Origin of the sequence: Nocardia sp. NBC_01329, from assembly GCF_035956715.1 — a bacterium.
Taxonomy (GTDB): Bacteria; Actinomycetota; Actinomycetes; order Mycobacteriales; family Mycobacteriaceae; genus Nocardia.
The window spans coordinates 3,358,200-3,369,849 of sequence record NZ_CP108381.1 but is presented as its reverse complement, the minus strand read 5'-3'; the positions used below and the strand labels follow the sequence as shown (position 1 = coordinate 3,369,849).

4 protein-coding genes are annotated in these 11,650 nt (G+C 68.8%); 3 read left to right on the top strand and 1 reads right to left on the bottom strand.

What is annotated here, in order from left to right:
• Positions 1–37: 37 nt before the first annotated feature.
• Positions 38–4,528, bottom strand: a complete 4,491-nt coding sequence (pglW, locus tag OG405_RS15165) for a BREX system serine/threonine kinase PglW (protein ID WP_327147145.1) — start codon at positions 4,526–4,528, stop codon at positions 38–40.
• A 167-nt stretch (positions 4,529–4,695) separates the two neighbouring features.
• Between pglW and OG405_RS15160 the strand changes: the two genes are divergently transcribed.
• The 3 genes from OG405_RS15160 to OG405_RS15150 are packed head-to-tail and all read left to right on the top strand — an operon-like array spanning position 4,696 to position 11,605.
• Positions 4,696–6,273 (top strand): TIGR02677 family protein, encoded by a 1,578-nt coding sequence (locus tag OG405_RS15160; RefSeq protein ID WP_327147144.1) that lies wholly within the window; start codon positions 4,696–4,698, stop codon positions 6,271–6,273.
• A complete protein-coding gene (locus OG405_RS15155) occupies positions 6,273–7,490 on the top strand; it encodes a TIGR02678 family protein (protein WP_327147143.1) in 1,218 nt (405 codons plus the stop codon). Before OG405_RS15160 ends, OG405_RS15155 begins: the two co-directional genes overlap by 1 nt.
• Complete coding sequence (locus tag OG405_RS15150) at positions 7,487–11,605, top strand: TIGR02680 family protein (RefSeq protein ID WP_327147142.1); 4,119 nt, start codon at positions 7,487–7,489, stop codon at positions 11,603–11,605. Before OG405_RS15155 ends, OG405_RS15150 begins: the two co-directional genes overlap by 4 nt.
• Positions 11,606–11,650 lie beyond the last annotated feature (45 nt).

The window sequence follows — 11,650 nt, the reverse complement described above, 5'->3', positions numbered from 1 at the left end:
TGAACTCCTGTGTACGGGAGACGGTTACGGGACGAGATTACGCAGACGCCTGGCCGGCGTCGGGTGCCGCCGCGGTATCGGTGGCGCGGTGCAGATTGCGGACCCAGCTCGCGGGTAGCGGGATCCATTCGTGCAGCGACGATTGGTACGGCACCGCCACCGTGCCCAGATGCGGGTCGCGCTCGGCATCGGGCTGTGGGCACAGCAGCCATACCGCGCCCCGGCCCCGGCGGGCCTGTTCGACGGTGCGGCTGAGCACGCCGAGCGCGCCGTAGCGGGCGAAGACGTGGGCGTCGGTGAGCAGGAGGGGGCCCTCGCCGGGGAGCTGTTCGGCGATGTGCGGCTCCACGCTGCTCCACGCGGTGCGGGCGTATTCGGAGAACTTCACGGCCGCTTTGGAACCGGGGGCGGCGATATCGGCGCGCAGGATCGTCTCCCAGGTGGGTTTGGTGCTCGGCGGGACAAGGGCATGCAGGGCGGTGAGGAACAGTTCGGTCACCGAGAGCGGGCGGGCCGCGAACCGGCGGGCCAGGGTGTCGGCAGCGGTGCGGACCTGCCGGGATTCGACGGTGAGCACGCGGAACCCGTCGCGCTCGGCGGCGGATTCGAGGCTGTCCTCGGCGCGGGCGGCGGCGGCCACCAGCGGGTCCTGGGCGTAGCGGGAGAGGGTGGGGCGGTCGGTGTCGGTGGTGCGGCGCAGGGAAGTGGCGTGATAGCTGGAAGGGGTGTCGGTGTGGTCGGGGAGGTAGCGATGGCGGTGGGTGTTCGCCCGGGTCGCCAGGTGGACGGCGAAACCGGCATCGCGTAACGCCTTGGTGAGCGCCGGCCCGGTCGGCAGACCTGCCTCGCCGTCGATAGCGAGATCGGGGAAGCGGGCACGGATACGTTCGTGCACGTCCTTGACCTCGAGGCCGGGTTGCAGATCGGGGCGCACACCGGGAATCCAGGTCATCAAACCGGCCTGGGTGAGGCGGATGGCGCGCACCAGCGGCAGCGCCCGCGGATACACCTCGAGGCGTGGAGTTACGGCGGCGGTGCGGGAGGCGGCCACCGCGATTTGGGCGAGACGGCGTTCGTCCCAGGAGAATTCGGCCGGACGGTCCACGGCTGCGAACCGCTCCAGTGCTGTGGCGGCGGTCGGGAGGGTTTCCTCGGCAGCAAGGGTGTCGGCGATACGGCCGAGGCGCTGCGCGTAGTGGACGAGGCCGTGGAAGGAGGGGGCGTCGGGTTCGGTGTCCTGATCCACCTCGAGTGCCAGCAGGACCGTCACATCGGCGCCGTCGGTGCCGGCACCTGCGCGGCGCACCTGGCTCGAAAATGCTTTTTCCTCCGGCACCAGCTGCTCGACCTCGACGACCACTCGCAACACCGCCGATCCCATCGCGCGGCGATCGTGACGGCTGTCGAGACGGGTGCCGCGGCTCGCGGTGAGCGCGTCGGCGAGTTCGGTGGCCGAAGCGATGCGGCCGAATTCGGCGAGCAGGCCGAGAACCTGCGCACGCAGCGCAGGGAAGGCAGGATTGCGTTTCCAGCGTTGCCGCTCCTGCCTCAATAGCTGATTGAGACCGCTCGACGACTGGCCGGGCGATTTTGCCACTGCGGCCTGGGTCGGCCACGTGCCCAGCTCGGGGAGATCGCTGTCACCGGGCACTCGAAGCAGCCGTGCCACCGCGTTCACCTTGTTTGCGTTCGAGCCATCGGGTTTGAGCTCGGGGACGAACCGGGTGATCAGGTTATCCAGCGACAGCGCATCGAGATCGGCGGCCAGGGCGGTGGATTCGGCCTTCGCCGCTTTGCGCGCCTCCGAGGTGAGCGGGGCCGGGGCGAACTTGCCGAGCCGCTGCCCCCACTCCTTCTGCCGTTGCTGGATCTCCCGGCGGGTGAGGTAGCCCAAGCCGCGGGCGGTGACGAGACTACGCTGGCCGTAGTCGAGCAGCTCACCGACCGTGGTCACTTCCAGCCCGTAGAGGAACTGTTCGGCGGTGGGTGACAATCCGGCGGCGGACAGATGGGTTTCACGGGTGACCTGTTCGGCGGCGAGCTCCCGTTCCTCCGCCGGAGTGACCCGTTCGGATACCTGCTCCGGGTGGCGGCTGCGCGACGGTACCGCCTGCATGAGGGCAAGGAAAATCTGACGCCAGCTGTCGCGCATCGGCTTCAGATCCGGGAAGCGCTGGGCGGTATCGCGATGCAGCGCTTTACGGAAGAACGCGACCAGCCCGTCGCGCAGGGCGGGGTCGAAACCGTCCGCGGCGATCTGCGGATACGGCCATTCGTCCGCGTCGAGCTGCTGCGGCAGCGCACTGCCGTCCCCCCACTTCGGCAGCTCACCGGACGCCATCTCGTGCAGGGTGACCGCCAAGGCGTACCGCTCGGCGTGCGAGTCGTAGGAAGAACGGGGGATGATGTGCTTGCCGATGAACGGATCCAGGTAGCCGTCGGTACCGGCCTCCACCTGAGTTGCCGGATACCAGGAGAGCGAGAAATCGATCAGTACCAGCTCGCGAGTACGGTTGGGGCGCACCCTGATCGCAATATTGTCCGGTTTCAGGTCGCGATGCCAGATCCCTTCGCCTTCCAGGAAATCGATCGCGCCGAACAGATAGTCGCTGTAGCGCTCGAGCTGGTCGATCTGCAAACGGCCGGTATCGCGCAGCTGGCGCGCCACCGTCTCCTCGGTGCGCCGCCGTTTACCACCGGACTCCGGTTCGGTCGCGACCTGCTCATCGCCGACATACTCCAGCACCAGCGTGGTCCGGCCGCCGAGTTGCACCACGCCGGGCTCGAGCAGGGTGATCACCCCGGAATGTGGCCGCAACCGGCGCAGCACCTCGGCTTCCTTCACCAAGTAGTCGGTGCGTTCATCCGAGAGCGCCACCTTCAGCACGGCGAGTGGATACGCACCGCGCTTGGTGAGATCTGCCCGCAGATCACGCACCAGCAGCGCCCGGCTCGTCGACCCGGTGCCGAGCCTGCGCACCACCTGCCAGCGGTCGCCCAGCACATCGTCGGGACCGGCCTCGAGGGGATCGGGCTCCGGTTCCGGATGCTCGCTCTCCACCGGCGGCTGCAACGATTCGTCCACATCGTCGAGCAGTTCGAGGAACTCGTCCATCGATGCGAGCCGCAAGGTCGGCTTGAAATCGGTGGCACCGGCCACCAGCAGATCCAGATCGTCGTTCGGGCCCGCCAACAATGCGCTGGGGCGCAGTGACTCACCCGATTCGAACCGGGCCAGCAACTCGGCCTGTGTCGCCGCCGGAGCAGTACCGGTAGCCAGCAGAAAAGTGAGCATGCCCAGGCCGTAGACATCCAGGGCGATCGGATCCGGGCGGGGTGCAGTGAGTTCCGGTGCGAGATACGCCTCGGTGCCGGCGGACAGATGCTGCACCGACAGTGTGGTCGAGGAATGGCGGGGACCGCCGGGATGAGCACTGCCCGCACGTAGCGTCTTCGCCAGCTGCCAATCGGAAATCTGCAGACGCGGGGCGCGCCAGCGTTGCTCCTCGGACTCACCGGGACGCGGGACCACATGGATCGAATGCGCGGTGAGCGCGCGGTGATGGATCCGTGACTTGTGCGCCGACCGCAAGGTCTCCACGAGCTGGCGCACCAGCCCCATCCGGTCGGAGAGAGCGAGGAGCCCGCCATAGCGGGCGAGATACTCCTCCAACGGCAGGGTGTCGGGATGGAACTGGAAGATGAGTGCGGGGCCCGCCGAATGCGCCGACGGATCGAACAGCTTCAACTGGACCACCCCCGGATGCCGGAACCGGTCCAAGGCGGTGGCCTCCCGCTGGGCGGCGTTGCCGACCGAATCGCGCGCCTCCTGGTCGGCTCCGCGTGCCTGCAGGTAGATGCGGATGCGGACCAGCTCACCCAGGGATTCGTGGCGTGCCAGGTAGTCCTGCCAGGTGGGACCGGTGTCGTAGGGTTTGCGCTCCAGGGCGTAAGGGCCCACCGCGAACTCGGCGTCGCTACGGCGGATACCCAGCGCCTTCAGTGCCTTGGCGATTCGTTCCGCCCGCACAGGGTCGATGCGGTGATGCGGCTCCTGCGCCGGCGCCTCGAGCCGCTTCACCAGTCCGGCCACAGTATGGGTGGTAGCCTTCTCGCCGTCCGGCAACCTGAACTTCAGGTCCGAATTGGTGAAGCACACCGCGTGGTGCATCCACACGTTGACGCCGTGCTGGCCGAGCAGGCTCGCCAGCTCCTTCGACTTCTGGTTCACCAGATGCACCGGACTGCGCCGTTTACGCCGGCCGCCGTTCGGTGTCACCTGCACCCAGGCGCCGTCGCGCCACGTGAGCTCGCCGCGCCAATCCTTCAACTCGACCATGTACACGCCGGAGGGCGAGATGACGAGCAGGTCCACCTCCCGCACATGCCCGGTCTGCGCGGTGAAGGTGAAATTCGACCATGCTGCCCACGGGGCGTTATCGGGCAGGCGGGTACGGATCGCCTCGAGGCCCCGGCGCTCATGGTCGAAACTCGACTCGGTGACCGTTGTCCACCGACCCTTCTCCATACAGAATCCCCACCAATCTGCGCCGGTTGCCTAGCTTTTGAACGATCCTATCGGTGCATGCCCGCTCTTCGTTGCAGTCGAGCAGATCACGCAGGCTCCCTCGTCGGAACAGGCTGGGAGCCACAGTTTCTGCGCAGCCGTCGGTTGGGTTCGGCACAATGGTGGTCGTGAATACCGACCAGCCGACTGTGCAGCCGTTCGCTCATCTGAGCGCGCCCAATGCCGAACTCTATCGGGATGTGCTGGTCGTGTTCGTGCAGGCCCGGGATCGGTTCATTGTGCATATGCGGCCGGAGGATGTGGCAGTCGAGCTGGGGCGTTCGGGTGCGCCGGAGACCGTGGCGGCCGCGTTGGAGCAGTTGGTCGGGTGGGGCAACCTGCGGTCGGATCCGGATACCGGCCGGGTGACGACGGTGGCCGATTTCCATCGGGCTCGATACCTGTATCAATTGACTGCCGCCGGGCAGGCTGCCGAGGAGGCGCTCGCCGTCTATGACGAGGCCCTGGGACGCCGGGGTGCACTCCAGTCGGTGGCGCTCGAGGACATCGCGAACCAGTTGCGGGCGTTGGTGGCGCTCGCTCGGGCCGAGGCCGCCGATATCGATCCGGCGAAGGTACATCTGCTGCTCCTCGGGCTGGTGGAACGGTTTTCCGGGTTGGCCGATAACGCTCAGGCTTTTATGGCGTCGCTGCGCCGGGTGATCGATTTCTCCGACGGTGATGTCGAGGCTTTCGTGGCCTACAAGCAGCGGCTGATCGACTACATCAACCGGTTCATCGCCGACCTCGCGAATCGGGGCGCGGAAATCGCGGCGCTGCTGGATGAGCCGGCCCCCGAAGCGGTGGAGCGTCTGCTGCGGCTGGCGGTGGAACGTGAGGCTCGCGATATGGTGCCCGAGGTGGCCGAGATCCCGGACACGAACCGGGACGCCTACGAAGCGGCGCTCTCCGACACACTCACCATATGGCAGAACCGGTGGCGTGGCCTGCGCGAATGGTTCGTCTCGGCCGATTCGCAGCACCCGTCGCAGGCCCGGCTGCTGCGCTCGGCGGCGGTCACCGCCATCACCCAGTTGATCGATACGGTCGCCACGCTGAACGAGCGACGTTCGGGCCGCTCCGACCGGTCCGCCGATTTCCGGGCGCTGGCCCGGTGGTTCGCCGAGGCGCCCGACGATGCTGCGGCGCATCGGCTGTGGCGGTCCGCTTTCGGTCTCACGCCGGCCCGGCATCTGACCGTGACGGCGGAGACGGTGCAGCGGTGGGAGGAAGTGGAGCCGCCGCCCGGCCTGCCGTGGGCCGATGCGCCGGGGGTGGAGATCAGCCCGCAACTGCGCCGCACCGGCACCTATGAGCGGCGTGGGCAACCGGCCCGGGTCGCCGACCGCGCCGAGGCCCGCCGCATGTTGGCGGAGCAGGCCGCGCGTGAACGGCAGCAGGTCGCTGCCGCCCGTGCCCGGCTGGCCACCGGAGGCCCGGTGCTGCTGTCGCAGGTCGATGTCCTGGACACCCGCGTGTTCAGGCTGTTCCTGGGCTTGGTCGGCGATGCGCTGTCGGCGCGACAGCCCGGTGCGGCCGAGGTGGAAACCACCACCGGCGACGGTACTATGCTGATCCGGCTGACCGCGGTCGCCGACGCGCCGGACGTCGAGATTCCCACCGACGACGGTGTGCTGCGCGGCCCGGAACATGTCCTCGAGATCATCGACCTCGTGGGAGCCGCCCTGGTGGGGGCACCTGCCTGATGGATTCGCAGGAAGAGGAGGCGCAGCGCCGCCGGGCGATGCGAGCGCTCCTGGCCAAGCCGCTGCTGACGGTAGTCGCCGACGAGGATGCGCTGCGGCCGGTCCGTCGACATGCCGCCTATCTACGGGACTGGTTCGCCGCGGAGACCGGCTGGCGGCTGCTGGTGGACGCCGAATCGGCGCGCCTGTTCAAGGTATCCGCCACCACGGAGGACGCCACCCATCCGGCGCGGGACGGAAAAGGCAGGGCGCCGTTCGGCCGACGGCGTTATGTGCTGCTGTGCCTGGCTCTGGCGGTGCTGGAGCGAGCTGACGCACAGATCACGCTGGGCCGTTTGGCGGAAGGGGTGCTGGTCGCCGCCGGCGACCCGGAATTCGCCGCTGCGGGTGTCGAATTCACGCTGAGCCGCCGCGACGAGCGCGCAGATCTGGTGGCCGTGGTGCGGTTGTTGCTGGCCTGGGGCGCGCTGGAGCGGGTCGCCGGCGAGGAGGATTCCTACCTCGGCGATACCGGTGATGTCCTGTACGACGTCCGCCGCCGGGTGCTGGCGGCGCTGCTCACCACCGGCCGGGGGCCGTCGACCATTACGGAACCGGGATTCGAGCAGCGGCTGGCGGCGCTGTCGGCGGAATCGGTGCCCGATACCGAGGATTTGCGGCGTCGCACCCTGCGCCACCAGCTGACTCGGCGGCTACTGGACGATCCGGTGCTCTACTACGACGATCTGACCGCCGACGAACGGGCCTATCTGATCAACCAGCGCGCCGCCATCACCCGCCGTATCGAGCAGGCCACCGGTCTGGTTGCCGAGATGCGCGCCGAGGGTATCGCGATGGTCGATCCTGACGACGACCTGACCGATGTGCGAATGCCGGAGCAGCGGACCGACGGCCACGTCACCCTGCTGATAGCGGAGTATCTGTCCGGTCGGGCCGGCGAACCGGTACTGCTGGACACACTGCGAGCTCACGTGCGTGCTCTGGCTCGTCAACACACCTCGTACTGGCGTCGTGGGGTCACCGAGCCCGGCGCAGACACCGAACTGCTCGAGATCGCCCTCACCACATTGCGGGCCCTGCGGCTGGTGGCGGACTCCGCGCCGGACGCAGTCCGGGCGCTGCCCGCGATATCCCGGTATTCCGTGCGGGAAGCGGTGATTCGCGACGGCAGCGAACCCCGGACACGCCGCACGACACGAAAGGGGCGGTCGCGATGAGTCTGCCACCCGTCCCGGCCCGGCAGCGCTGGCAGCCGCTGCGCGCCGGACTGGTCGACCTGTTCTACTACGATGTCGAGGAGTTCCATTTCCACGACGGCCGTCTGTTGTTGCGCGGCAACAACGGCACCGGGAAATCGAAGGTGCTGGCGCTGACGGTGCCGTTCCTGCTCGATGGTGAGCTGGCCGCCCACCGGGTGGAACCCGACGGCGACCGCAACAAGCGGATGGAATGGAATCTGCTGCTGGGCGGTAACCATCCGCATACCGAGCGGCTCGGTTACACCTGGCTGGAGTTCGGCCGGCTGACAGCCGACGGCACCCCGGAATACCGGACCATCGGCTGCGGGCTCAAAGCGGTCGCCGGTCGCGGTATCGCCCGGCACTGGTTCTTCGTGACCGGACAACGTGTCGGTCATCGGGGTGTAGTCGAGGAATTGTCCCTGATCGGCCCGACGAAGGTGGCGCTGACCAGGGAGAAACTCAAGGATGCGCTCGGCGGTATCGGGCTGTACGACACGGCCTCCGACTACCGCCGCGCAGTAGACGAGGCGCTGTTCGGGCTGGGACTGTACCGCTACGAGGCACTGGTCAATCTGCTGATTCAGCTGCGGCAGCCGCAGTTGTCGAAGAAACCGGACGAGAAGCTGCTTTCGCGTGCGCTCACCGAGGCGCTGCCGCCGCTGGACCCGGTGCTGGTCACCACGGTGGCCGAGGCGTTCCGGGGGTTGGACGAGGAACGCGAGGCATTGCGCGGCCTGGCCGAGGCGCGGTCGGCGGGCGAGACTTTTTTGAGCCACTACCGCAGGTATGCGCGGATCGCGGCGAAGCGGCGGGCCGAACCACCCCGCAAGGCGCACAGTCGCTACGAGAAGCTGAACGCCGAACTGGCCGAGGCGCAGACGGCGTTCGAGCGGGCCGAAGTCGCGGTGCTGGAGGCCGTTGCGGAGCGGAACACCGCCGCTGCGCGCCGTTCGACGCTGTCCGCCCGGCGCGACGCCTTGCACGACAGCCCGGAGATGCGCGACGCCAAGGCGTTGACTCGAGCGAAATCGGAGGCCGAGCGACTCGGTGTGCTGGCGACCGATCGGGAACGCGATCTCACCAGAGCTGCGGATACGCTGCGACGCAGGGAAGTCCAGCTCGGGGCCGCGCGCAAGGTGGCAACCGCTGACGCCGACGCCTATGCCCGGGCCACCGGAGCTGCGGCGGAGGCGGCGACCGGGGCCGGGCTGACCGAAGGTCATGCGGCGGTGATCGAGGCACTCGGCACGGACGCCGCGCCCTACCCGGCGGCGCAACCGGCAGGCAGTCGGCTCGTCGATACCACCCGGACCGCGCTGACCACGCTGTCGGGTCTGTTGGACACTGCGGAGGCGGCCGACGGGGCCGCGCGGCGTGCGCGCGACGAAGTGGATCGGATCACCGGCGAACGGCAGCAGGTCGCCGAGCGGATACTGGCGGCCGAACAGGTCGTCACGGCCGCCGGGGCTGCCGTGGTGAAGGAGTTCACCGAATACCTCGGTGGCGTGACCTCTCTGTGGTTCGCGGACCCCGGTACGGTGCGGGCTGCGCTCGAGGTCTGGGTCGACACCCCTGACGGTCCGAATCCGGCGGACGCCGCCGTGAGCGAGGCGGCGCGACTGGCCACCGCGGCACTCGCCCGGGAACAGCAGGCAGTGGAGGCTGCCACCGAGCTGGCCACGGCCGAAGGCGATGCGCTGACCGATGAGATCGAGCGACTGGAGCAGGGCGGCCACGACGCGCCGACCGCGCCACCCACCCGGGACAACGCCTTACGCCGCACGCGGGCTGGTGCACCGTTGTGGAAAGTCATCGATTTCACCGACGTGGTAGCAGTAGAGCAGCGCGCGGGGTTGGAAGCCGCGTTGCAGGCCGCGGGCATTCTGGACGCATGGCTGGACCCGGACGGCAGCCTGCGCGACGGGGTCACCGACGACGTGCTGATCGCAGTGGGTACCGCCGCTGCGGACGGCGGGCTGACCACGGTGCTGGCTCCGGCGATCGATCGCGCCGACCCGCAGGCTGCGGCGCTGGACGAGTCCGCTGTCACCGCCGTGCTGGGTGCTATCGGTTTCGGGCACGACAGTGCTGATACGTGGGTGGACAGCGACGGCAGCTTCCGGATCGGGATCTTGCGGGGATCCTGGCACAAGGCCGCCGCGGCCTACATCGGGGAAGGTGCGCGGGAGACCGCGCGGCGTGCCCGGCTGGAACAGCTGAACGTCGAACTCCGGCAGGTCGAAGCGAGGCGGGAGACGTTGGCCGCCTCCGCACTCGAACTGGCAGACCGCCAGGAGACGGTCCTCGCCGACCAGCGGCGCTGCCCGGACGATACCGCTGTGCGGGAGGCACACGGCCGGCTGGCCGCCGAGCATCGCACTCGGCAACACCTGGACGGTAAACACGCCGAGGCCGTCGCGGAGCATTCGCGCCGGGAACAACGCGTTCGCGAAACATATTCCACCGCAGAAGAATTTGCGCACGATGTGCGGCTTCCGGTGGATCGCGCCGCCCTGACCGGAATCCGGTCCGCGCTGGGTGACTATCGAGTCGCGCTGGCCGGGCTGTGGCCGGCGGCCCGCGCGGACGCGCGAGCACGAGAGGCGGTGCGCGAAGCCGGGCACGAGCTCGAGTTGGCCACCGAACACCGTGACACGGCCGCCGAGATCGCCGGACAGACCCGGATGGAGGCCGCCGCCGCCGCCGAACGGCATCGCACCCTGGTCGAGACCGCGGGCACCGCCGTCGAGGAGCTGTTCCGTGAGCTCGACTCGGTCGAGCAGCAGATCACCGCCTGCGATAACGCCGCCGAGGCCGCATCGGCCGCCGAGCGCCGTGCTCTCGGCGACCGCGGCCACGCCGACGGACAACGCGAAACGCTGTCCGGTCGACTCGACGAGGCAATCGCAGACCGGGAACAGACGATCGCCGACCTCCGCGCGTTCGCCGCCACCGGCCTGCTCACCACCGCGCTGCCCGATCTGGTTGTTCCGGACGTGGCCGCGGACTGGGCTCCGACACCGGCGGTGACGCTGGCCCGCGCCATCGATGCCGAACTCGCCGACCTCGACGCCGGCGAACGGCCGTGGGAGTTGGTGCAGCAGCGGGTTTCCGCCGAGCACAAACTGCTCACCGACACACTGTCCCGGCACGGTCACTCGGTGGGGCTCACCGTCCGCGACGGCATCATCGTGGTGGATGTGCGATTCCAGGGCGTCCAGCAGGACGTGCCGGGTCTGGTACACGCATTGACTGCCGAAACCGAGCACCGCGCCGTGCTGCTGTCCGCCAAGGAACGCGAGATCCTGGAGAACCACCTGATCAACGAGGTGGCCGGACTGCTGCAGGAGCTGATCTCCGGCGCCGAGGACCAGGTGCGCTCGATCAACGCCGACCTGGAGGCACGACCCACCTCGACCGGTATGCGGTTACGCCTGCAATGGCATACGGTGCGCGGGGCGCCGGACGGATTGGATCGGGTGCGCGACCGGCTGCTGCGGCAGACCGCCGACGCGTGGAGCACCGCGGACCGTGCGCTGGTCGGAGCGTTCCTGCAGGAACAGATCAACCGCGAGCACGCCGACGACACCACCGGTGGCGGCTGGACCGAACAGCTCACGCGGGCGCTGGACTACCGGTCCTGGCACGAATTCCGTATCCAGCGCTACCAGGACGGCCAGTGGCGGCCCGCGGCCGGACCGGCGTCCGGAGGCGAACGGGCACTGGTCACCTCGGTGCCGTTGTTCGCCGCCGCGTCCTCGTTCTACAGCTCCGCGGGGAACTCCCAGGCGCCGCGGCTCGTCGCGCTCGACGAGGCGTTCGCGGGTGTGGACGATGACTCGCGGGCAAAATGTCTCGGCCTGCTCGCCGCCTTCGACCTCGATGTCGTGATGACCAGTGAACGCGAATGGGGGTGCTATCCACAGGTTCCGGGGTTGGCCATCGCGCAATTGGCGCGCCGGGATGGTATCGACGCGGTGCTGGTCACGCCGTGGCGCTGGGACGGCCGGGAGCGGGTCGAGGTGAGTCCGCCGGTCTCGCAGCTACAGGCCACCGCATCCGTTGCCCACACCGAAGGCGGACTGTTCTGAGCGGCACTGACAGGTCCGGTGGTATCGGCAAGGGCGATCCCGACC